Genomic DNA, 24,034 nt, shown 5'->3' with positions numbered 1-24,034 from the left:
CTAAGAAAGAAAATACACACAGGGCAATACCCCTCGCTTAAACTATCCCATATGTGAACCCCAGCCACTAGGATACCGCGATGCATGCCTTTAGCTTTCACAACCCCTGTCAAATCGAATTTGGCGCGGGCCAAATTGCCAAATTGGCGCAATTAATCCCTGCTCAAGCAAGAGTATTGCTGTTATACGGTGGGGGCAGCATCAAGCACAATGGGGCATATGATCAGATTTGTTCTGCATTAAAACAGCACCATTGGCGTGAGTTTTCCGGCATTGAACCCAACCCCGAATTTGAAACCCTAATGCAGGCCGTGCAATTTGCACGTAACGAGCAGCTGGACTATATCGTTGCAGTCGGTGGCGGTTCAGTGATTGACGGCGCCAAATTTGTAGCCGCAGCCGTTCCACATAATGGCGATTGCTGGCTCATTATTGGTAACCGAACACCGCTTAGCACAGCGCTCCCCCTTGCCGCAGTACTCACGCTGCCAGCGACAGGATCAGAAAGCAATTTTGCGGCCGTGATATCCCGGCGCGAAACAAATGACAAATTATCTTTTAAAAATCCGCTGGTGTTTCCAAAGCTGGCTATTTTGGACCCAACCCTCACCTATTCTCTGCCTGCAAGGCAGGTTGGCAATGGCATAGTTGATGCATTTGTGCATACGACCGAGCAATACCTGACCTACCCCAATGAAGCTCGTGTGCAAGATCGGTTAGCCGAGGGCATTTTACAAACACTGATTGAGATTGGCCCCATTACACTGGCAGAGCCAAATAATTATGACGCGCGTGCAAACTTGATGTGGGCAGCCAATCAAGCACTATATGGCATGGTTGGGCTTGGCCAGCCACAAGACTGGGCCAGCCATGCTATGGGGCATGAGCTCACAATATTATTCGGGCTTGATCATGCGCGCACGCTTGCCATTGTTCTGCCGGCATTGTGGCGCTATCGACTCCAGAGCAAACAGGCAAAATTGGCGCAATATGGCCGTCGGGTATGGGGTTTGAATGGCAGCGACGCGCAAGTTGCCAACGCAGCGATCGACAAAACAGCTGACTTTTTCCAACAAATGGGCCTACCCACACAGCTAAGCGCCTATTCAATTGATGCCGATGAAGCAGCCAATGGGGTGGCCGCACAACTGATTCGCCATCAGCGACTAAAGCTGGGTGAAAAGCAAGACCTAACACCCGATGATTGCCGTGCCATTTTAATCACAGCCGCCTAAGTCATTGCAGTGTAACCTAGGGCACAGTGGTATTCTGGCGCTTTGACGCACACCGACATTGGTAGAATGACCGAGGCAGAACTACAACGCCAATTGGCCAAAGCACGCAAGTTGTTGCACTCGCAAAGTACAGAAGCACTTGCCCTGGTACTTGAAGCTCGCAAACATGCGCAACAATTGCAATTGCCAGAGCTAGAGGCTTGCGCGCTATGCATCATGGCTCACTGCGTTTATGACTTCGGCCATTACAGCGAGGTGCTGGGCTACCTAGAAGAAATTAACCAGCTTGCGGCTGAACACCCGATCGGAGCCCAGGAAGGCGAACTACTGCAAACCTTTGCTCGTACCTATTACACCATGGGTGAATACCGCAAAGCCCATGATTTCTGGCGACGCTGCCTGACGCTGCCTGACTCGGCCATTATTCTGGATACCCGGATCAAAGCCCATATTGGTTTGGGGCAACTATTTTACGCGCACGAACATTTTGAATCTGCCCTAGCCCACCACCGCCGCGCCGAAGAGCTTGCTGCCAGCTCCGATGATTATCAACTTCAGGCTGCGATTTTGATAAACATTGCAGTTGATCTGATTAGTTGCAATCAGCTCAACGAAGCGCATGTGGTCCTCAAAGGGGCGTTACCGCTGGTAAAGGCAGATCAAAATTATCGTAACGAAGCGGAAATTTACGCTCTAATCGGACAAATCCAACTATTACGCCAAGAATATGACAAAGCGCGCATGAGCCTGCTGGTGGCACTTAAAATTAACCGCATGCACATTAACCAGTGGGGTGAGGCCAGCACTATGGTTACGCTAGGTAAGGTGTATCTCGCCAGCGGTTTAATCGACCTGGCTCGCGATCAATTAGTCGAAGCCTTAAACAAAGCCTGCGGTTTAGGCGCTATTCATATGCAATATACAATTCATCAAGCTTTAGCCGATATTTATTGTCAGCTAGGTAAAGCCGATATTGCTCAGGGCCACGACAATTTACAACATGCCCTGCGCAAGCAACTGCTGGCCAGCACACTGGAAAGTGATCTGGAGACTATGGAATTAAGGCTGGACTACTTATAAATCAGCGCCCGAGCCATTCGCATGACCACTCATCAAGATATTCGCAATTTAAATCAACGTGCCCGCGCTCTTTCACGCGAGCATAGCGCAGAAGCTTTGGCCTGTGCACAGCAAGCAGCAATGTACGCAATTACGCTCAAAGATGAACTAGGGTTTACCGAAGCGATCTTTATTCAAGGTAGTGTCATCGCACTACAGGGCAATTTTGATGAAGGCCTGTCGCTGATGCGCCATTCGCTCTATATGGCTAATCTGCACCAGGCAAAATTTCTTATCCCAGATTGTCTGCAGGAAATTGCACGCGCCAGCTACACGATTGGCGACTACGATAACGCACTCGATGCTTGGGCCAAATGTCTGGATGCAGCCCTAGAAATCAACGCACAGGATATCTATATCAAAGGCCAGATTGGGCTGGGCCAACTGTATTTTGCGCATGATGATTTTTACAATGCCCTCAATCATCATCTGAAAGCCCGCGATTATGCCTATCAGTGCCAAGATAAGGCCGTTCTAGCTGCCATCGAAATCAATATCGGGGCCGATCAGTTCGAATTAGGGCAGCTCGATAATGCTAAAAACACCTTGAAGCAAGCCTTGGTATACGCCCAAGAAGTGCATAACCTTGAATATCAAGCGGCCGCCATGGGTACTTTAGGCTCAGTGGCACTAGCCGAAGGAGATTTTCCTTTAGCGAGATCACTTCTTGAGCGAGCACGTGGCATCAATCAAAGTCATGATAACCGATGGGGTGAAGCGCACAACCTGTACAACTTAGGTTTACTCGCCCGCAAAGAAGTCCGCATAGACGCCGCAATCGATTACTTTTCACAAGCCTTAAGTGCCGCAGAAAATATTGGTGCTGCGCATTTAATATTTCAGCTTGAATTTGCTTTATCAGATGCACTAGAGCAGCGCGGAGACTATGTCACAGCATTAAAACTGCACCAGCAAGGCTACCAGCATCATTATCAATTATTGCGACAGGCTTCCCCGCAACGCTTGCATATTATGGAAGCCAAGCTTGATGCTGAGAAAACCCGTTTAGAAAATGCGACATTACGCGAATTGAATGATCAGGAGCGCAAAGCGCGCCAGCAAAGCGAACATATTGCCTCGCAAGACCCGCTCACTGGCTTGTTTAATCGGCGTGGCTTTGAATTACGTAGTGCGAGTTTGCTAGTATCAAATCCAGAGCACCGTGAACCCTTGGCACTGCTGATGCTCGACATTGACTATTTCAAAGCAATCAATGACCGCTGGGGACATCTCGTTGGAGATTATGCCTTGCGCCAGGTTGCTGCCTTGCTCAAATCAGGCTGCAGGCAAGATGATTTGGTCTGCCGCTGGGGGGGTGAGGAATTTATAATTCTGCTGCCATCCCGTAATGGCATGCCAGCTCGCGATGTGGCCGAACGCCTACGTCGGATGGTAGAAAATTGGTCTTGGGATAAAATTGAGCACGAGCTGAAAATCACAATCAGTATCGGCGTCACACAATTTCAAAATGACCATAGCCTCACGCAAATGGTACAACGGGCAGACCAGAATTTATATCGAGCCAAGCAAGCTGGACGTAACCTGGTCGTTTGCTAATGCTATTTTTGGATTTTTTCTGACCTAAAATCAAAAAAATACGGGTTAGTTCCCATATCCCTATTAAATTTGCGAGTTTTACCTGACGTTTTTCCGTTAAAATTCGGTCTTTAGTCGTATTTCCCGCCGGAGATGCCCTTCATGGCCGACCAAACCGCCACGACCCTCGCTCACACGCATGAACGCTTGCGTGAAATCCCCTATAACTACACCTCATTTTCTGATCGTGAAATTGTGATTCGTCTGCTCGGCCACGATGGCTGGCGCGTGCTCGATGAACTGCGTCAGGAACGTAAAACCGGCCGCTCGGCCCGCATGTTGTTCGAAGTTTTGGGTGATATTTGGGTCGTTAAGCGCAATCCGTATGTGCAGGATGATTTATTGGAAAACAATAAACGTCTGAAACTGCTGGTTGAAGCCATGCATCATCGGCTATCGGAAATCGAGAAACGCCGTCAGGACAACGAACGCGTCAATATCCTGCTGGCGCGCACCCGCCAAGCCGTGGATGAGTTTGAGCGTGAATTCCGTGATGTCGCCATTTTGCGCAAAAAAGTGCTCAAAAAAATGGGCTCGCTAACGCGCAAAGACAATATCCAGTTTGATGGTCTGGCGCGCGTATCGCACGTCACCGATGCCACCGACTGGCGCGTTGAATACCCCTTCGTTGTACTGTGCCCCGATACCGAAGCTGAAATGGCCCCGCTGGTTGCGGCCTGTATCGAGCTAGGTCTGACCATCATCCCGCGTGGCGGTGGTACGGGTTATACAGGTGGCGCGGTGCCACTCACCCCATTGAGCGCGGTGATTAACACTGAAAAACTCGATCGCCATCAGGGCGTTGAGAAAATGCGCATACCGGGCGTTAATCACGAAGTCGCCACCATTCAGTGCGGCGCAGGCGTGGTGACCCGCCGCGTAATGGAAGCCGCTGAAGACGCTGGCCTCGTGTTTGCCGTCGATCCGACCTCAGCCGATGCCTCCTGTATTGGCGGTAATGTGGCGATGAATGCTGGCGGTAAAAAAGCCGTTTTGTGGGGCACCGCGCTCGACAATCTGGTGAGCTGGAAAATGGTCGACCCAGACGGCAACTGGTTGTTCATTGAGCGGATGGATCACAATCTGGGCAAAATCCACGACGCCAAAGAAGCCACTTTCCGCATCAGCAAATTTAAACCCGATGGCAAAACCCCATTGGGTGTCGAAACACTGGTGATTCCAGGCACCACCTTCCGCAAAGAAGGCCTGGGTAAAGACGTGACAGATAAGTTCCTTGCTGGCTTGCCGGGCATACAGAAGGAGGGTACCGATGGTTTGATCACCAGCGCGCGCTTTGTACTGCATCGCATGCCTGATCACATCCGTACTGTCTGCCTAGAGTTTTTCGGCGAAGTTAGCCGCGCGGTGCCATCGATTGTTGAAATCAAAAACTATCTGGATGCACACCCAACCGTACAATTAGCCGGTCTGGAGCATTTGGATTGGCGCTATGTGCGCGCTGTCGGTTACGCCACCAAAGCCAAATCCAAAGGCCGCCCGAAAATGGTCTTGATCGCCGATATCGTATCGGACGATGAAAAAGCCCTCGGTGAAGCCACTAGCCATGTGGTGCAGCTAGCAAACGCCCGTGGCGGCGAAGGCTTTGTTGCGGTATTGCCTGAGCAGCGCAAGAAATTCTGGCTCGATCGTGCGCGCACTGCCGCGATTGCCAAACACACGAATGCGTTCAAGATTAACGAAGACGTGGTGATTCCATTGCCACGTTTGGGCGAGTATTCGGACGCGATCGAACGCATCAATATCGAGCTGTCGATTCATAACAAACTCGAATTGCTGGATCATCTGAGCGACTTCTTCGCCCAAGGCCGTCTGCCTTTCGACACCAGCGATGCACCTGTTAGCCACGATGTACTGATTGGCGACCGTCGCGAGTCGGCGCTAGCCTTTATTGAACAAACGCGCAAACACTGGAACTGGATCAACAGTAATCTGGACGATGCTTTCGAGCTGTACCAAACTGCCTTCCCGCAGATGCCGCTAGAAAAAGCCGTCGATGCCAATGAGCTACCGCAAAGCGTCTTCCACGCGCTTCGTGACTTTGTGCTGCGCATTTCGTACAAACGCGAATTGCTCACTGAATTGGAAACACTGTTTAGCGGCCGCACCGACAAGCCGATTCTGGATGCGATTCACGCCCTACATCAGAAAGTATTGAAAGGCCGCACTTGGGTTGCGCTGCATATGCACGCTGGTGACGGCAATGTGCATACTAACTTGCCAGTCAATTCTGATGACTACGAAATGCTGCAACGCGCCCACCACGCGGTGGCGCGCATTATGCAAGTCGCTCGTGATCTGAACGGCGTCATTTCGGGCGAGCACGGCATTGGTATTACTAAGTACGAATTCTTAACGCGTGACGAACTCGCGCCGTTTGAGGCGTACAAGCAAAAAGTCGATCCAAACGGCCACTTCAACAAAGGCAAATTGATGCCAGGTGCCGATCTGACCGATGCCTATACGCCCTCTTTCAGCCTGCTCGGTACCGAGTCGCTGATTCTGGAGCAATCGGACATTGGCAGCATCAGCAATATGGTTAAAGACTGTTTGCGTTGCGGGAAATGTAAACCCGTGTGTAGCACACACGTACCACGCGCCAACTTGCTTTACTCGCCACGCAATAAGATTCTGGCAACAGGTCTGCTGACCGAAGCGTTCCTGTACGAAGAGCAAACACGTCGTGGCATTTCGCTGAAACACTTTGAAGAGCTCGGCGACGTGGCTGACCATTGCACGGTATGTCACCGCTGCGTGAACCCATGCCCAGTGAAGATCGACTTTGGTGATGTATCGGTCGCGATGCGCAACTTCTTGCGCAAAGAAGGTAAAAAGAAATTCAACCTGGGCTCTGCGCTGGGTATGACATTCTTGACCTTAAAAGATCCGGCCACGATCAAATTGATGCGCGCGCTGATGATCGGTTGGGGTTATAAAGCCCAACGTTTAGGTCATTCGCTGGCGAAGAAATTTGGCCTGTTAAAAGGCGTGACCAAGCAGCCACCATCGACACTGGGCACAGCACCGATCAAAGCGCAGGTGATTCACTTCATCAATAAACCGATGCCAGGTGGGCTGCCGAAGAAAACTGCGCGCGCGCTGCTCGATGTTGAAGATAGCAATATCGTACCGGTGATTCGTGACCCGCAACGCCTGAACGAAGAGAACGAAGCGGTGTTCTACTTCCCGGGTTGCGGCTCGGAGCGGCTGTTTAGCCAGGTGGGTTTGGCCACGCAAGCCATGCTGTGGCATGTGGGCACCACCACGGTGCTGCCACCGGGCTATCTATGCTGCGGCTACCCGCAAACTTCCAGCGGCCAGCAGGATAAAGGTGACAAGATCACGATGGAAAACCGCGTGCTCTTCCATCGCTTGGCCAATACGCTGAACTACCTCGACATCAAAACCGTGGTGGTTTCCTGCGGTACGTGTATGGATCAGCTGCTCAAATATCGTTTTGAGGAGATCTTCCCTGGTTGCCGCCTGTTGGATATCCATGAGTATCTCTTGGAAAAAGGCGTCAAGCTTGAAGGTGTGAGCGGTACCCAGTATATGTATCACGAACCATGCCATACGCCGATGAAGACGTACAAAGGCATCGACGTCGCCAACGAGCTGATGGGCCAACGTGTTGATCTGAACGATCGTTGTTGCGGTGAATCGGGCACATTTGCCGTAGCGCGACCCGATATTTCGACTCAGGTCCGTTTCCGCAAGCAAGAAGAGATGGAAAAAGGCGCGGCTAAATTGCGCGCAGATGCAGGCGACGCTAAAGCGCCTGTGAAGATCCTGACTTCTTGCCCATCATGTATGCAGGGCCTAAGCCGTTATAACGATGATTCGGGCACTGAAGCCGATTACATCGTGATTGAAATTGCCAAATCAGTGCTAGGCCAAAACTGGATGCCAGAGTACGTAGCCAAAGCGGGCAACGGCGGTATTGAGCGCGTCTTGCTGTAATTTCGCGATACTGTTGTAACAACAACGCAATGGGCATGATTTTCAACAATCATGCCCATTTTATTTTGTAACAAGCTCCTCCGGGCCAAGCGCTAATATTTGACAACCCGGCTTAGCCAAGCCATTGATAAATCTAAGCAATCGGCACTCACCCCTGTAATACCTACGCCATCTGCAAGTACCGCAGCACACGCTTGTAACCTTGCTCACCCAATATGAAACCCGCATGGCAGAATCCGCTAGTCAAGGCCTGCTCTCGTAATATAATCAGAAGATTATTTAGTCACGGAAACTTCATGAGCATCAATTGCCCACTGTGCCAAAACGCTGGCGGCGAAATCGTTTGGCAAAATGAATTAGCGCGGGTTGTATTAGCAGACGAGCCAGAGTACCCGGGGTTTTGTCGTGTTATTTTGCAGCAGCATGCTGCGGAGATGACTGATCTGCCCGCCGCTCAACGTCAGGCGCTAATGGAAATTGTATGGGCGGTTGAAACTATCGTGCGCAACACGCTACAACCCACTAAAATTAATGTGGCCAGCTTGGGCAATGTCGTCCCGCATGTGCACTGGCACATTATCCCGCGCTGGCTAGATGATTTGCACTTCCCTGCGCCCATTTGGGCCACGGCGGCGCCAAACCGTAATACACATACACTAACCCCAACACAACTTAGCCAATTACGCCAACAACTTGAGCAATTAACGCCATGATTGAAGTATTGATTCAGCGCGCTCTGCCCGACCTTGGCGGTTCAGCCATCCCGCCATTTCACGACGTACGCAGTGCGCGTGACTGGCTAAAGCTATTGCCAATGATCAATGTGCCAGTGGCACATGATGAAATCAGCCAAGCCATCGCGCAACTGAATCAAAGCAGACTCGCGGCCCTCGAAAGCCTCAAAATCATTGAGCAGTTTCGCGAGTCCGTACACACTCTGCAAGACGCAATTATCAGTAAATTGATCAATAAACCGTTGCCACTTAGCACAGAAGAGCAAGCGTTGTGGGATGCAGTAGATCGATTGTGGCTATGCATGGAAACCACATATGCTCGTGGTTGGCATGCTGCATGTAATAACGAAATTGGAATCACCGAATTTTTGCCTTTACTGGCAGAACGCACGTTGTATTACAGCTGCAAGCAGCATTGCCACCTTGCTCATATCTATCGCAAACCTAGTGAGGCGCAATGGCGGCAAATTTTTGCTTACTACGAGCTAGCCAAGGCTCAGCACATTGAAAAGCTCAAAGCACGCGATAGCCTGATTCAAATCAGTGGCGTGACCACACCGGAATCTATTTTTCTGCATGCTCTGCTATTTAGTGCAGCGAATCCTCACCAATACACGTTCAAGCAACAAATCTGGCTGAATAATCGACTAGAGATTCTGGCAACTCGCAGCTCATTGAGCCCCATCGCTCAAACCTTGCCTAACCGCCCTGCGCTTTATATTGATTTACAAGCGCCATCGAGCCCGATGCGCCGCCAAGGCGAACGCTATGATAGTGAATTGGAAATTGATACCTATAGCTTGGCGCAAGTGATTATCAAGCGTATCAAACTACTGCGCATGGGCGAAATGCCCGACAAAATCGGCTTGGGCACAGAATTGAGCCCGCAGACTGCTGAAGAACTATTGCGCGATCTCTATCGTGCTTGGTGCGAGCACCCGACCGAACGAGCCTTACCCCGCCGCGAAAGCCAACGCTATCTGGAAGCCGGCACAGGCCTCAGCAATCTGCATTTTTGGCTAGCCAAAAACAACTTTGCACCGCCGCCCCAAACTGAACAATACATGAGCAGCACCGAGCTGATGCAAATCAGAATGTTCGGGCAAACCAGTGCCCGCAGCAGTGCCATGCCAGTGAATGTGATCGAAACCCAGCAATGGCAGATTAATAACGAAACGGCTCAAGGCATTTGCCTACAGCGTGCGCGTGATGGGCAACAACGGATCCAATTGCATCAATTAATGATGCTGGCCGATGGTAAAACGCAGCTACTGGGGCAAGTACGCTGGTTAGCAGAAACCCACGATCAACGTGAAATAGGGATTGAGTTATTACCTGGCATGCCAGAAGCAGCCTGCATCCGGGCGCAAGATGCGGCACGGTTTGGGCAGGGCGATTTCACCAAAGTAGTGATGTTAGGCGCACTGCCCGCGCTAAAATCACCCGCTACCCTGCTGCTGCCCCCAGGCTGGTTCCGGCAGGGGCGCCTACTTGATTATTGGGATGGGCATCAACTCAACCGGATTCGACTGGTTAGCCTGCTTGGACGTGGCGTCGATTACGAACGTGTACATTTTGTACCTTCAGGTGGTTTGTAAACGCTACGCAGGCGACTAGCTCCGCTGACGCTGGAGTCGCTTATATACACGCCAGCCAAGCAATACACTCAACACACAAGCATAAATAATGGGCTGGGTGAGATCTTTTTTCACCAGCCACCAGTAATGCACCACCCCCAGCAAAGCAATCAGATAAATCGCACGATGCAATTGCCCCCAACGTCGCTTTAAGCGACGCATCATTCCTTGAGTTGAGGTCAGCGCCAACGGGATTAACAGCGTAAAAGCCAATACACCTAAGGTAATAAATGGCCGCTTTAGAATATCGGCCACAATTGCAGCCCAATCAAAGAACTGATCCAACCAAAGATAAGTCAGCAGGTGCAAACAGGCATAAAAAAATGCGTAGAGCCCCAGCATACGCCGATAAGCAAGCCAGCCCGCCCAGCCGCTCAGCTGGCGCAATGGTGTTATGCTCAAGGTCAGCATTAAAAACACCAAAGTCCAGGTACCGCTAGAGCGAGTAATAAATTCAATCGGGTTCACAAGCTCGCCCGCAGCAAGCAGATAAACCGCTCGCAACAAAGGAACTAGCGCCACAGCAAACCACAGCCAGCTATTACGTAGCAACTTCAACAAGCAATACTCCCATCATGTATTTACATGAAAAAGAAACACAACAATGCATTCAACGACATACCCAATTAGAAATATTTTTTCAGATCCATACCTTGATACAGACTGGCTACTTGATCGGCATAACCATTAAACGGCAGTGTTTTGCGTTTGAAAAATTCACCAATACGTCGCTCGCTGGCCTGACTCCAGCGCGGGTGGGCCACTGCCGGATTCACATTGGAATAAAAACCATATTCTTCAGGTGCGGCTTGATTCCAACTGGTTTGCGGTTGTTGAGCTTGCAGGCGAATCTGCACGACCGACTTAATACTTTTAAAGCCGTATTTCCACGGCACCACTAAGCGTACTGGGGCACCATTCTGATTGGGCAACACTTCGCCATATAAGCCAACGGCCAAAATTGTTAACGGATGCATCGCCTCATCCATACGTAAACCCTCGCGGTAAGGCCAATCAAGTACACGCGTGAGTAAACCAGGCATTTGTTTTGGGTCATTCAAGGTTTCGAACGAGACAAATTTGGCATTACCGGTGGGAGCCACTTGCTTTAGTAAACTTGATAATGGAATACCCACCCAAGGTATGACCATGGACCAGCCTTCTACACAGCGCAGGCGATAGATACGCTCCTCCAACGGCGCTAACTTGAGTAAATCCTCTAACCCGAAGATGCGTGGCTTGCCCGCTTCACCCTCTACCACAATCTGCCACGGCTTGGTTTTAAGGCGGCCCGCATTGGCCGCAGGGTCTTCTTTACTCGTACCAAATTCGTAAAAATTGTTATAAGAAGTAATTTCTTTCAGGCTATTGGGCTTTTCGCTCGCCGAATACCGGCTTGGCACTGTTTTAAGTGCCGCAACTGCTTCGCCTGCGAGCAAAGCACTCCCAGCCGCTGTGGCCATAAACTGGCGACGATTGAGAAATACATCGCGAGGTGTTATTTCAGAGGGCAACACATCGCTAGGTCGGCGAATCAACATGGTGTTCAATCTCCAGTAGTACGGCAGCTAATAAGGCTTAGTCGAACCTTGAGTTTGAATCTAACACCGATCTCCAAAATAAAAAACCCTAGCTTAAACTAGGGTTTTAATCAGGCCAACGCGTAGCTGCTTATTTTACTTTCAGAACCCACTCAGCCATTTGCTTGGCTTCCGCCTCGGTCACTGCATTGGCTGGCATTGGCACCGCACCCCATACCCCTGCCCCACCTTTTTGAATTTTGCTCGCCAGTTTGCTCACTGCGCCTTTATCTGCTTTGTACTTAGCAGCCACATCTTTATAAGCTGGGCCGACTAATTTTTTATCTGCCGCATGACAGGCAAAACAGCTTTTCGCCTTCATGGTGTCTTCGATACCTGCCGCATGAGCAGCACCACTCAGTAAACCTCCCGCGATTAAAGCGACGCTCAAGCATTGCATCCGTAGCTTCATGTTCTTCTCCAAATTATTACGCATGACTTTCAAGCAAGGCAGGCCGAATGGCCGCCATTGGAGCATGGCACATATTTTGCGCAGAGCAATCGACTTAAATCAAAAAACCATGTGAATTTGCATACGCAAATCAGCCAAAGCAAGCGACAATAGCAACCTTGCTCAATGTAAGCTGGCTACGTCGCACACTGCGTGACGCAATTTAATCGTTTTGATGACTGCATTTAAGGCAATTCCAATGGATTACTTTCCACTTTTCGTAAATCTCAAACAGCAGCCCTGCATGATTGTCGGCGGGGGCGATATCGCAGTGCGCAAGATGCGGCTGCTAGCGTCAGCGGGCGCGGATATCACCGTGGTATCACCGGTGCTGTGCGATGAAATGCGCGAAATGGTCAAACACGGCAAAGTACATTGGCGCCCTGCTGAGTTTTCGCTCTCCCATATCGCAGGGCAACGCCTCGTCATTGCCGCCACCGATCACGCCAGCGTCAATCAAGCCGTGTTTGCCGCCTGCGAAGCGGCGGGTATTTTGGTGAACTCGGTCGATGATCCGGCACACAGCCGCTTTATCACACCGGCAATTGTCGATCGCGCGCCATTGACGATTGCGCTCTCAACGGGCGGCGGCGTACCGGTTTTGGCGCGACATTTGCGCGCCCAACTCGAAGCAATGATCCCGCACGGCTGGGGCGATTTAGCCAAATTGGGCAGCGATTTGCGCGTTTTGGCCAAAGAAAAATTACCCGATACCGCCGCACGGCGCGAATTCTGGGAAAACGTACTCGCGGGGCCAATTCCCGATCAAGTATTCTCTGGCCAAGTTGAAACCGCACGTATTGCTCTGACAGAGGCATTAGAAAAGGGGCAGCAACCAATACGTGGGGCGGTATATTTAGTCGGTAGCGGCCCGGGCAACCCTGATCTACTCACTTTCCGCGCGCTGCGCCTAATGCAGCAAGCCGATGTCGTCGTTTACGATAATCTGGTTTCCAAAGAAATCATGGAGCTGGTACGCCGTGATGCCGAGCGCATTTACGTCGGCAAAAAAGCTAGCAATCACGCGCTGCCGCAAGAAGAAATCAATTTGCTGCTGGTCCGTTTGGCGCAGGAAGGTAAAAAAGTGCTGCGTCTGAAAGGCGGCGATCCATTTATTTTTGGTCGTGGCGGCGAAGAAATTGCCGAGCTGGCGGCGGCCGAGATTGCGTTTGAAGTGGTCCCAGGCATTACCTCAGCGGCAGGCGCATCGTGCTACGCCGGTATTCCGCTGACGCATCGCGATTACGCCCAATCGGTCACCTTTGTCACCGGCCATCGCCGCGCGACCGAGAGCGACGCCGATAAACTCGAACTTGATTGGGCGCGTTTGGTTAACCCGAGTGAAACAGTGGTCGTCTATATGGGCGTTGCGCAAGCTGGGTATATTGCTGAGCAGCTGATTGCGCATGGTCGATCTGCCGATACCCCTGTCGCGATTATTGAACGGGCAACAACCCCACAGCAGCGCGTTGTGATCGCCAATTTGAGCAATCTGGCCGAGCAAATCAGCGCAGCGCAAATTAAACCGCCCGCCTTGCTGATTATTGGCGACGTGGTGAAACTGCACGAGCAACTAAACTGGCGACAGCTGTAGCATATGCTCAAGCTACGCGGCAAACTCAGCACAGTGTTTGCCAGTTCAGCTTTAACTTATTTGAGTCCATGTTGCGATTCGATGTGCCGGCTACGGCGCTGCGATTTACTCTGGCCCACAGCCAGATACGTATAGTTTGCTGGCAAGCAAGCCCAATCAATCGATAGATAATCGATAGTAATTTTTATTTACACCACAATTACACACAAACACCACAAAAACATAAATTGCGTTCAAACTTAAAAACATAAAGCTTACAATTTCCACTCATAAAAAGGATGGAGTCAGTGCAATGTTCAAAAAAATAATGACGCTCAGTCTAGTTGCGGCACTAAATGGCTGTGGGGGCGGCGGTGGCAGCACAACGAATACCAGTGCGGCCGATGATTCAATCAAAGCCACTTTCCCTTTCAATGGCTACACAGTGGCGGTATCAATTCCGCGCAGCGTCTACAACTGGGTGCAAGCTTCGGCAGCCCCCTTTCAAAATACAGTTGCTCAAGCCAATGATGATTTTGCCGATCTGAAGGCTTTTGGTGATGCCATAGGCGATGCACGCGTGGTGTCGCTCACCGAAGATACGCATGGCGATGCTACTTCGTTTGAATTAATGAATCGCGAAGTACAATATTTGCATCAAAAGAAAGGCTTTGATGTTTTATTGATTGAAAGTGCCCTGTTTGACGTTGAAGCGGTTTGGCGTGCAGCAACAACTCAAAATGCCTCAGTCACGGCATTGGCTCCCGGGCGAATTTTCTTCATGTATTCCAAGGATGAGGCGGCCCGTAAAGTATTCCAATATATCGACCAACAAAAAACAGCAAGCCGCCCTTTGATTCTGGCGGGCTTTGATGAACCGGCAGGGGGCGATGTATCGATTAACGAAATCATCCCTGCGCTAAAAACCTTCCTTGATAGCCGCCATTCCACTATTCCACAGCAAGCGAATTGGGCGGATTTTGCCACCATGGGCCAACAAGCTGCCGCACTAACATCGGGCCAACAAAACAAAGCCACTTTTTATGCTGTGGCCGCGCAAATTCAGAATGAAATTTGCAGCGATCCAGCCATGGGGCCAAGCCAGCGCGAAACAGCCAGCTGGTGGTGCTTACAAGTTAAAGGCTTAGTAGCCGCCGCGCAGCGACAAACAATGCTGGCACAAAACAAACCACTGTTTGGCGATCCGCGCGAACCAGTGATGGGGGCAAACGCTTTGTGGGTAATCCAGCAACTGTACCCCAATAAGAAAATCATCATGTGGTCCAATACAGGCCACGGCGCCAACAATCGGATGTTAAAGTGCGACTTTGATGATTTGATCAAGGCCGACGGCAAGACTTCTTATCCAAGTACCTGTAAAAATGACGGCAGTGACGTCACTAGGCCAATCAGTGCTGGAGCCTATGTTGCAGAAGCACTTGGGAGGAATTTTTATGCCGTCAAACACACGCCACTGGCAGGCAAAGTGAGTCAGTTTGAAGGGACAGGCACCTTTGCTGTTCAAGGGCTCAAAGACTATGTGCAGCTTTCTCTGGAGAAATTAGGGTTAACTCAAGCATTTATTAGCCAGCCTAACGATGCGGGTATTAAAGCCCAAATCTTGGCTGATCCAAATAGCAACGGTTACCTGCTGGGCGATAATATCAATGGATTGTTTGTCTATCCGCTCGCGGTTCCTGCGGTGAAAGGCAATTATCCAACCGTGCCCATGCCATAGAAATACGCCCACTTAATGAATGTCGCTGACATTTATCAGCGTAGGTATCGGCTCAATTAGCGGTAGTCTTAGTACTACCGCTAATCGTTTCTGCTCGCTTTATCTCACACATCAATTGACAAGTTTTCTGCCTCGCGATTAAATAACTAACCAGTCAGTTATTTAAAGAGTCCAGTGTATGGCCGAAGCACCGCGCAATTTACGCCGCAAAGAAGCCCGCCCCAGCGAAATTATTGAAGCCGCCTTGCAGCTATTTCATCAAAAAGGCTTTTCCGCGACCAAAATCGATGAGGTCGCCACCGCAGCGGGCGTCACCAAGGGCACGGTGTATCTGTATTTCCCGAGCAAGGAAGCACTATTCAAAGCCGTGGTGCAGGATCGGGTTTTGCCCAATTTGGCACGGATGAAAGAGGCCGTAACGCAATTTAATGGCAGTCGCGCCGATTGTTTGGCGCATGTACTGCGCGGCATGGCGCAAGCCTTGAATGACTGTAATGGCAGTATTTCAAAATTAATGATTGCCGAAGCCGGTAATTTCCCCGAGCTGGCCGCCTTTTATAACGACGAAGTTGTGCAGCCGATGCATCGCGTCATTCGGCAGATACTAGCCGAGGGTATTGCCATCAAAGAATTCAGAGAAATGGATTTGGAGCATATGCCCCGCATTATTATCGCACCGATTTTTCTCGCCAATATCTATCGCCACACTTACGGTCATCTGGACGCGCAGCCGCTCGATTTGATGACCTATGCCGAAATTCAAATTGACGTTTTATTGCGCGGCCTCAGAGCTACAGCGGAGAGTAAAGAATGAGTGAAGTGATCGAAAACACGCCCAAAAAACAGGCCAAAGGCCGCTTAATTTTGGTATTAATTTTAGGCCTTGCCGCCGCCACGATAGGCTACCGCATCTGGTGGTCAAGCGGGCATGTCAGCACCGACAACGCCCAAGTTGAAGCGCATATTGTGCCGATTTCGGCGCGTGTGGGCGGTTATGTCAAATCAGTTAAAGTTGAAGACAACCATCACGTTGCCCCCGGTAGCACGCTGGTTGAAATCGACCCGCGCGATTACATCGTGCGCGTGGCGTTAGCCGAAGCTGATTGGCGTAATGCACAAAGCGTGTCAGGGCAAAGCGGCCAATCAGGGCAAGCTTTAGCGCAAATCAGCGCCGCCAGCGCCAATGCCGCGGCGGCCGCCGCGCAAGGCCAAGCAGCCCAATTGGCGATTGCCGAAGCGCGCGCCAATGCCAGCAAAGCGCGCAATGATTTGCAGCGCGCCAAAGAACTCGCCGCACAAAAAATGGTCAGCCAGTCCCAACTCGACGCGGCGCAAACCGCACTGGATGTGGCGGAAGCCAAAGTACAAACGCTAACCGCACAGCAACACGCCAGCGCCGAACAAAGTAATGCGGCGCGCCAGCAAGTGGCCGTTTCAAGCGCAGGGCTCAAATCGGCCGAAGCCAAAACACTGGCCGCCGAAGCGCAATTGGCCTTGGCTAAAAATCAGCTCATCGATACGCAAGTCAAAGCGCCTACGGCCGGCATTATCAGCAAGAAAAACGTCGGCGAAGGCCAAATGATTCAAGCTGGGCAAACGCTGATGTATATGGTGCAAGATGGCGATCTATGGGTGGTGGCCAATTTCAAAGAAACCGAAATCAGCAAAATTCGCCCGGGGCAGAAAGCCGACATCAAGCTTGATGCTAATAGCGATTTGAAAATCAGTGGCGTGGTTGATTCATTTAGCGGTGCAACGGGTGCCCGCTTTACCTTGTTGCCGCCCGACAATGCGACGGGCAATTTCACCAAAGTCGTGCAGCGCGTACCGGTCAAAATCAAGCTCGATCCGCTGCCAGCGAACGCCAATATTCGCCCGGGCATGTCGGTGGATGTGACTGTTGAATTGAAATGAAATCCATCCTCCCTTCCCTATCGCGCTCGACTGACGACACGAGCATCCACCAGCATCGCTACATTATTGCAATGACGGTGACGCTCGCTTGCGTGCTCGAGTTGCTCGATACCAGCATTGTCAATGTCGCGATCCCGCACATGATGGGTAGCTTGGGTGCGACGCTGGATGAAATTACCTGGGTGTCGATTGGCTATGTCGTGGCCAATGTCATCGTGCTGCCAATTTCGGGCTTTTTAGGCAATTTATTTGGCCGCCGCAATTATCTGGTGCTATCGATTGCGCTGTTTATAGTCGCGTCGATTGCCTGCGGCAATTCCACGTCGCTGCCGGAAATGGTGTTCTGGCGCATTGTGCAAGGCTTGGGCGGCGGCGGGCTGATTGCAACCGCGCAAATGACGCTGTTTGAAGTATTCCCCGCCAAAGAAATGGGCACGGCAATGGCGATTTTCGGCATGGGCATTATGCTCGGGCCGATGCTGGGGCCGACCGTTGGCGGCTGGCTAACCGATCAATACAGTTGGCCGTGGATTTTCTACATTAATCTGCCACTGGGCTTGGCCGCGCTGCTGCTCACGCTGCTGTATGTACCCGATTCCAAGTTGCGAAAGGCGGTGACACACATCGACTTTTTTGGCCTGTTGCTGATGGCCAGCGGCATTGGCGCGCTGCAATTATTGCTTGAACGCGGCGAAAAACTGGAATGGTTTGATTCGTGGGAAATCGTCACCTACACGGTGCTCAGCATTGGTGCGATTGGTGCGTTTATCATTCGCCAACTGGAGCACGACCACCCGCTGGTTGATCTGCGCGTGTGCAAAGACGGGCAATTTTCGGCGGGGCTGGCGATTACCTTTTTGCTCGGCGCATCGCTGTTTTCTACCGTGTTTATTTTTCCGGTCTACGCTCAAACGCTGATGGGCTACACGGCGTGGCAAACGGGTCTGCTGATTCTGCCGTCAGCGTTGGCCTCGGGCTTAACGATGCCGATTTCGGCTAAATTAGTCGATCGCGGCATGCCGCCACGGCTGTTGATTACGCTGGGCGCGAGTATCTTTTTGTATTCGATGTGGATGCATCATCACTTCACCACACAATCGGGCATCAGCGATTTTATGCTGCCGCTGATTGTGCGCGGCATTGGCTTGGGGATGATTTTCATGCCGCTCAATAGTCTGTCGATGGCCAATTTGGCACCGAGCCAGATCGGCAGCGCAACCGGGCTTTACAACCTGACGCGCCAGCTCGGCGGTAGCGTCGGTATTGCTTTGTCGGCGACATTTGCGACCAAATTCGCGCACATCAATACCGATGTGTTACTGGAAAATCTGGGCAGCGACACGGCGATGGAGCGTTTGGCGGGACTAAAAAACATGCTGCTGGGCAGCGGCACGCCAGCGGCTGCGGCCGAGCAGGCCGCGAATGCCTTGATGATGCAAATTGTGAATAAACAAGCTCTGATGCTCGCCTACGAACATCTGTTTATGCTGTTTGGTTTTGCGATGATTTCTGTATTGCCGCTCTTGGCATTTATGAAGAAAACCAAGGTTAAGGCCTCGGCAGATGCTTTGCATTAGGAATGCGGCGTGGAATATCTATACCTAATCCCGATTGCGTTTATCGCTGGGCTCGTTGATGCCGCAGTTGGGGGTGGTGGATTGATCCAGATTCCGGGCCTGTTTGCCATGCTGCCGCACGAAGCACCTAGTGCGCTGCTGGGCAGTAATAAATTTGCTTCAATATGGGGTACCACCTCAGCTGCCTTTAATTACCTTCGTCGCATTCGTATACCCTGGAAAGTGATCTTGCCGACGGCAGCCACCGCGTTCATCGGCTCGCTGATTGGCGCACGCATCACCGACTTATTACCCAGTGATTTGATTCGCCCGCTGATTATCGCGCTGCTGGCCATTATGCTGATTTACACTTGGCGGCGACCGACTCTGGGCCATGTGGATGCCAACAGGGAGTTAAGCCGGAAAGATGTCGCCATGGGGATGCTCTTGGGCGCGCTCATCGGTTTTTATGATGGTTTTTTCGGCCCCGGTACCGGTTCGTTTCTGGTTTTTCTATTTGTCCGTTTTTTTCACTTTGATTTTCTGCGTGCAACCACCTGCGCCAAAGTCGTCAATGTGACGACCAACGCTGCCGCTTTGGTCTTTTTTATTCCGGCTAAATTGGTGCTTTTTAGTTATGCCATTCCGATGGCGATTGCCAATATCGCAGGCGCGCAAGTGGGCAGCCAGTTAGCTTTACGGGGCGGGAACACTTGGATAAGGCGGTTGTTTCTGGCTTTGGCGGTGGTGCTACTAGCGAAACTAATTTATCAACAATGGCTGGTTTAAATTGCCGAACAATTTAGCCTGTTAATCAACGTGGAGCCTAAGAACCAAGCCGTGATTTTGCTTGCTCAGCGGCTATCGGCCTGCCCTTGCCTGAGCCCATGCGCTGGGCTTTGTAAATGCCGCTATAACCCGAGCACAAGTGCGCCATCGTGCAGGCCAGTAGCGCAAAAGGTGCAATCGGTGCGCCGAATAGCTCGATAGCCATCAAGGTGCACGCCAGCGGGGTATTGGTGGCGCCGGCAAATACGGCGACAAATCCCAGCCCGGCGAGTAAGGGAAATGGCAGATCCAAAACGGGCGCCAGTGCATTACCCAGCGTTGCGCCGATGAAGAACAGCGGAGTCACTTCGCCGCCCTTAAAACCTGCGCCCAAGGAAAACACCGTAAACAGCAGTTTCAACGGCGCATCAGCCCAGCTCAGAGGCTGGGTAAATGCCTCGACAATAACTGGGATACCAAGACCAATGTAGCGCTCGGCACCAAAGCCCATCACCACCAGCGCCAAGATACTCCCACCTAGTACTGGCCGCAGTGGCGCATAGCGAATGCGTTTGAACTGCTTACCCAGCCAATGCGTACTATCGGCAAATAATTTACCGGCTCCGCCAAAAATGGCACCCGCAATCAGCACCAGCAAACCCAGCCACAAACTAAATTCAGGCACAGCACCTACGCTGTAATGCGTGTGGTGCACACCCAAAAATCCACCCAGCACGCTGACGGTAAAATCAGCGACAAACGCGGCGATCAGACACGGCAGCAGCGCGTTATTGCGCATCATGCCCAATGCCAGCACTTCCACGCCAAACACTGCGCCCGCCATCGGTGTGCCAAACACGCCAGCAAAACCCGCGCTAATCCCAGCCATCAGCAAGACACGCCGATCGTTCTGATTACGCCGTGTGATCAGCGTGAGCTGGTCTGCCAGCGCTCCGCCCATCTGCACCGCCGTACCTTCGCGGCCAACCGAAGCGCCGAATAAATGCGAAACCAGCGTACCAAACAACACCAGCGGAGCCATTCGCAGCGGAATTACTGCTTTGGGATTGTGGATCTCGTCGATCAACAGATTGTTACCCGCCTCAACCTCTTTGCCAAAGCGCAAGTACAGCCAACCAACCACAAAGCCCGCAATCGGCAAACCCCAGATCAGCTGTGGATGCGCCACGCGGATGTCCGTAACCCAAACTAGCGCCCACAGAAAACCTGCAGCAGCGCTTCCCCCTAAAACCCCAACAAGCGAGGCCAGCGGTAGCCACAGCAATAAGTCATGCAAAATAGTGCGGTAATAGTGCAATGATGAATGATTGGGCGACATGGCAAGACGCAGTAGGATGGGATCAGGGCTATTCTAGCACTTGGCGGACTCCTGACAGGTAAGCAAGCTTGATCTAGATCGTTACCCGCGACAACACTCCGGGCATAATTTGTGGATGCCAAACTGCTTCTCCGACCTTCAGCTCAGCTGTCATGGGCAAAAAACCTGCGCACCGTGCGATTGCAGCGACGAGGAAATTGCCATGCGCCATTTTGCCAGCCCCAAACACGCCCTCGCCCCGATGAATGCCGAGCAGCGCGCATGGTGTGCTACCGAGATTGAGCGCTATCAGCCAGACCTGCTGCCGCATGATTTGGCTCACCTTGCAGATGACGCGCTAGCAAGGCTGGTACTGAAAAGTTGGGCGCGTTCAGTGCGGTTTTAAGCAGGATCGCGCCATAAACCATATTGGCGTAATTCGGCGGTGCTCAGCTTGAGAGCATTAAAAATTTGAATGGCCGCATACGCGTCGTTTGCGGCATACAGCAATTGATTATCCTGCAGTTTGGCACTGGCCCAGTTCGAGGTACTGACGCGTTTTGATTTACTGAAGCGCTGACGCAAAATCAATGCAACCGCGCTTTTTGCACCCAAAGTTGCACTGTAGCCGTGGCGGCGAAAAATCACATCCAGATCAAATACGGCCGCCAACTCCACCCCTAAATTACGGCGTATATCGGCGCGATCCGATTGCAGGCCGAACCCCACCTTAACCAAATCCTGATTACTCAGCAGTTCACCCACTGTTGCGCATGCTGCTGCATTGCTCAGCTGGAAGATGTAGCCGCGCTGCATGGTTGCTAGTTGCACCACATGTGGCCCACTTGGCACCTCACCGACGCGAAAAACGGGCTTTGATTCGGTATCAAAACCGACAAACCGCTGTGCTAATAAATCTGCACGCGCAACAGCTAACTCGGCTGCGGTTTGTGGAACCACAATGGCCGACAACTCCAAACCCGCAAAGGGAGGAAATAAGGCCGCTTGCTCTTTACTTGGTGGGTAGTGACGCATGCAATAGTCTTGGGTTCAAATTTCAAAAGCAGCCGCGCAGTATACGCGTGATCTGCATACGCAGAACAGCTGCTGGGTATATTCACGCAAAGCTCGACATAAAAGCCCTTTATTCATATACCCAGACTCGATTGCATTATGCTAGGTAGCGTTGCGTCAAATGTGCACGGAAATGGGCAGGATTTAACGGCTCACCCGTGGCGCGCTCGATCAGCTCGGCGGTTTCCCAGCGGCTGGCTTGTGTCCAGATATTGGCTTTTAGCCAATCAAAAATCGGCGCTAAATCGCCGACCGCAATACGCTGATCTAAGTCGGGGTGCAACTGGCGGATCGTGGCAAAATATTGCGCCGCATACATGGCGCCCAGCGTATAGCTTGGGAAGTAGCCAAAGCTGCCGTCAGTCCAGTGAATATCCTGCAGGCAGCCATTTTTGAAATTACCACGGGTATCAACGCCCAGATAGACCTGCATTTTTTCATCCCACAACGCAGGAATATCATCTGGTTCAATCTCGCCATCAATCAGTGCGCGCTCGATTTCATAGCGCAAAATCACATGTGCAGGGTACGTCAGTTCGTCGGCATCGACACGGATGAAGTCCGGTTTGACGCGAGTATAGATTTTGGCCAGATTCTCGACACTAAAGGCGGCTTGTTCGCCCAGATGTTGACAAACCAAAGGCTGGATCAGCGCCAAAAACGCCGGGCTGCGGCCCAATTGCATTTCAAACGATAGGCTCTGGCTTTCATGAACCGCCATCGAGCGTGCCCGCCCTACCGGCAAATGCACGGTGTCGCGCGGCAGATTTTGCTCGTAACGCGCGTGGCCGGTTTCATGCACGATGCCCATCATACTTTGGGTGAAATCGTCCTCGGTGTAGCGCGTGGTAATCCGCACATCTTCCGGCACACCGCCGCAGAATGGGTGATGCGAAACATCAAGGCGACCCGCGTTAAAGTCAAAACCCAATTTATCCATTACCGCCAAGCCCAGCTCGCGTTGCGCCGCAATCGCAAACGGGGCTTGGGCGGCAACCACACTTTCTGCCGCCTGCTTGCGCATCGCCTGCTGGATTAAATCGGGCAGCCACTGCTTCACATCACCAAAGATGCGATCAAGCTCGGCACACGTCATGCCCGGCTCATATTTATTCATCAATGATTCGTACGGAGATAAACCACTGTGCTGGCTTAACAGTTGCGCCTCTTCGCGCGCCAAGCGCACTACTTCGCGGAAATTAGCCAAAAAGCCATCCCAGTCATTATTCGCGCGTTGCGTGCGCCATTCGTGCGAGCAGTGCGAACCAGCCAAGGTTTTGGCTTCGACCAAACTCGCGGGCAGTAAATTGGCGTGTTCCCATTGGCGGATCATTTCGCGCAAGCTGGCCTGCTCGTCAGAGCCTAATTCTTCTTGCTTCGCGGCAGCAATTACCTCCGCCAAGGCTGGATCAGTCAGTGTTTGATGGATCAACACGCCCAACTCTGCCATCGCAGCACCCCGCGCGTCGTTACCGCCATCTGGCATCATCGCCGCCTGATCCCAGCCCGCTAACGCCAACAGATGTTCAAACCGGTAAATACGGCGAAAGGTACTCGATAAACTCGCATAGGCTGGATATTGCATGGAGAAACTCACGTAATGAACTATCACGCCATAATGCCAGCGCTCGGCACAAATGCAATTGCTTTCCTCCCTAAGTGCACTGCTCTACCCTGCTTTCAGCCCATATCAGACCATGACATTTGAATGTGAATTTTATGCAAAGTGGAATATTTCGTCTTGCCACTGCCCGCTCAAATCG

Annotated in this window: 19 protein-coding genes; 13 read left to right on the top strand and 6 right to left on the bottom strand. The window is 51.6% G+C overall.

The window, feature by feature from the left end:
• Positions 1–80 precede the first annotated feature (80 nt).
• The 6 genes from HZU75_RS14420 to HZU75_RS14395 all read left to right on the top strand — a co-directional run bounded on the left by HZU75_RS14420 (position 81) and on the right by HZU75_RS14395 (position 10,260).
• Positions 81–1,235 carry an iron-containing alcohol dehydrogenase gene (locus tag HZU75_RS14420; RefSeq protein WP_180306701.1) on the top strand — a complete coding sequence of 385 codons (1,155 nt, stop codon included), beginning with the start codon at positions 81–83 and terminating at the stop codon, positions 1,233–1,235.
• A gap of 66 nt (positions 1,236–1,301) precedes the next feature.
• Positions 1,302–2,315, top strand: a complete 1,014-nt coding sequence (locus tag HZU75_RS14415) for a tetratricopeptide repeat protein (protein WP_180306700.1) — start codon at positions 1,302–1,304, stop codon at positions 2,313–2,315.
• Between the two features lie 21 nt (positions 2,316–2,336).
• Complete coding sequence (locus HZU75_RS14410) at positions 2,337–3,911, top strand: tetratricopeptide repeat-containing diguanylate cyclase (protein WP_180306699.1); 1,575 nt, start codon at positions 2,337–2,339, stop codon at positions 3,909–3,911.
• A gap of 132 nt (positions 3,912–4,043) precedes the next feature.
• Positions 4,044–7,928, top strand: coding sequence for a DUF3683 domain-containing protein (locus HZU75_RS14405; RefSeq protein ID WP_373279615.1), 3,885 nt, complete (start codon positions 4,044–4,046; stop codon positions 7,926–7,928).
• A gap of 296 nt (positions 7,929–8,224) precedes the next feature.
• The gene (locus tag HZU75_RS14400; RefSeq protein WP_180306697.1) at positions 8,225–8,641 is read left to right on the top strand and encodes an HIT family protein; all 417 of its coding nucleotides are present in this window, start codon (positions 8,225–8,227) and stop codon (positions 8,639–8,641) included.
• Positions 8,638–10,260: a cyclic-di-GMP receptor FimW-related protein gene (locus tag HZU75_RS14395; RefSeq protein ID WP_180306696.1), complete on the top strand. Its 1,623-nt coding sequence runs from the start codon at positions 8,638–8,640 to the stop codon at positions 10,258–10,260. Before HZU75_RS14400 ends, HZU75_RS14395 begins: the two co-directional genes overlap by 4 nt.
• Positions 10,261–10,275: 15 nt before the next feature.
• On the opposite strand, the gene msrQ is transcribed toward HZU75_RS14395, so the two are convergent.
• The 3 genes from msrQ to HZU75_RS14380 form a co-directional block, all read right to left on the bottom strand.
• Positions 10,276–10,860, bottom strand: coding sequence for a protein-methionine-sulfoxide reductase heme-binding subunit MsrQ (msrQ, locus tag HZU75_RS14390; protein ID WP_180306695.1), 585 nt, complete (start codon positions 10,858–10,860; stop codon positions 10,276–10,278).
• Positions 10,861–10,925: 65 nt separating this feature from the next.
• Positions 10,926–11,840, bottom strand: coding sequence for a protein-methionine-sulfoxide reductase catalytic subunit MsrP (msrP, locus tag HZU75_RS14385; protein ID WP_180306694.1), 915 nt, complete (start codon positions 11,838–11,840; stop codon positions 10,926–10,928).
• Between the two features lie 130 nt (positions 11,841–11,970).
• A complete protein-coding gene (locus HZU75_RS14380) occupies positions 11,971–12,291 on the bottom strand; it encodes a c-type cytochrome (RefSeq protein ID WP_228028085.1) in 321 nt (106 codons plus the stop codon).
• Between the two features lie 238 nt (positions 12,292–12,529).
• On the opposite strand from HZU75_RS14380, the gene cysG reads away from it, so the two are divergent.
• The 6 genes from cysG to HZU75_RS14350 all read left to right on the top strand — a co-directional run bounded on the left by cysG (position 12,530) and on the right by HZU75_RS14350 (position 19,900).
• Positions 12,530–13,924 (top strand): siroheme synthase CysG, encoded by a 1,395-nt coding sequence (gene cysG / locus HZU75_RS14375; protein WP_180306693.1) that lies wholly within the window; start codon positions 12,530–12,532, stop codon positions 13,922–13,924.
• 292 nt (positions 13,925–14,216) lie between these two features.
• Positions 14,217–15,641: an erythromycin esterase family protein gene (locus HZU75_RS14370; RefSeq protein WP_180306692.1), complete on the top strand. Its 1,425-nt coding sequence runs from the start codon at positions 14,217–14,219 to the stop codon at positions 15,639–15,641.
• A gap of 178 nt (positions 15,642–15,819) precedes the next feature.
• On the top strand, positions 15,820–16,455 hold the full coding sequence (locus tag HZU75_RS14365; RefSeq protein ID WP_180306691.1) for a TetR/AcrR family transcriptional regulator: 636 nt from the start codon (positions 15,820–15,822) through the stop codon (positions 16,453–16,455).
• Positions 16,452–17,555 (top strand): HlyD family secretion protein, encoded by a 1,104-nt coding sequence (locus HZU75_RS14360; RefSeq protein ID WP_180306690.1) that lies wholly within the window; start codon positions 16,452–16,454, stop codon positions 17,553–17,555. The genes HZU75_RS14365 and HZU75_RS14360 overlap by 4 nt, the downstream gene beginning before the upstream one ends.
• Positions 17,552–19,132 carry a DHA2 family efflux MFS transporter permease subunit gene (locus HZU75_RS14355; protein ID WP_180306689.1) on the top strand — a complete coding sequence of 527 codons (1,581 nt, stop codon included), beginning with the start codon at positions 17,552–17,554 and terminating at the stop codon, positions 19,130–19,132. Before HZU75_RS14360 ends, HZU75_RS14355 begins: the two co-directional genes overlap by 4 nt.
• A gap of 9 nt (positions 19,133–19,141) precedes the next feature.
• Complete coding sequence (locus HZU75_RS14350) at positions 19,142–19,900, top strand: sulfite exporter TauE/SafE family protein (RefSeq protein WP_180306688.1); 759 nt, start codon at positions 19,142–19,144, stop codon at positions 19,898–19,900.
• Between the two features lie 37 nt (positions 19,901–19,937).
• On the opposite strand, the gene HZU75_RS14345 is transcribed toward HZU75_RS14350, so the two are convergent.
• Complete coding sequence (locus tag HZU75_RS14345; RefSeq protein WP_180306687.1) at positions 19,938–21,218, bottom strand: voltage-gated chloride channel family protein; 1,281 nt, start codon at positions 21,216–21,218, stop codon at positions 19,938–19,940.
• A gap of 202 nt (positions 21,219–21,420) precedes the next feature.
• Here HZU75_RS14345 and HZU75_RS14340 point away from each other — a divergent pair, with 202 nt between their 5' ends.
• Complete coding sequence (locus HZU75_RS14340; protein WP_180306686.1) at positions 21,421–21,603, top strand: hypothetical protein; 183 nt, start codon at positions 21,421–21,423, stop codon at positions 21,601–21,603.
• Here the strand turns inward: HZU75_RS14340 and HZU75_RS14335 are convergent.
• Together HZU75_RS14335 and HZU75_RS14330 are read right to left on the bottom strand one after the other, a co-directional pair.
• Positions 21,600–22,232, bottom strand: coding sequence for a 3'-5' exonuclease (locus HZU75_RS14335; RefSeq protein ID WP_180306685.1), 633 nt, complete (start codon positions 22,230–22,232; stop codon positions 21,600–21,602). The genes HZU75_RS14340 and HZU75_RS14335 overlap by 4 nt on opposite strands.
• A 136-nt stretch (positions 22,233–22,368) precedes the next feature.
• Positions 22,369–23,856 carry a carboxypeptidase M32 gene (locus HZU75_RS14330; RefSeq protein WP_180306684.1) on the bottom strand — a complete coding sequence of 496 codons (1,488 nt, stop codon included), beginning with the start codon at positions 23,854–23,856 and terminating at the stop codon, positions 22,369–22,371.
• Between the last annotated feature and the right edge of the window lie 178 nt (positions 23,857–24,034).

Origin of the sequence: Chitinibacter fontanus, from assembly GCF_013423785.1 — a bacterium.
Classification (GTDB): Bacteria; Pseudomonadota; Gammaproteobacteria; order Burkholderiales; family Chitinibacteraceae; genus Chitinibacter; species Chitinibacter fontanus.
Note: the sequence above shows the minus strand (reverse complement) of the source record. Positions and strands in the feature narration are given on the sequence as shown.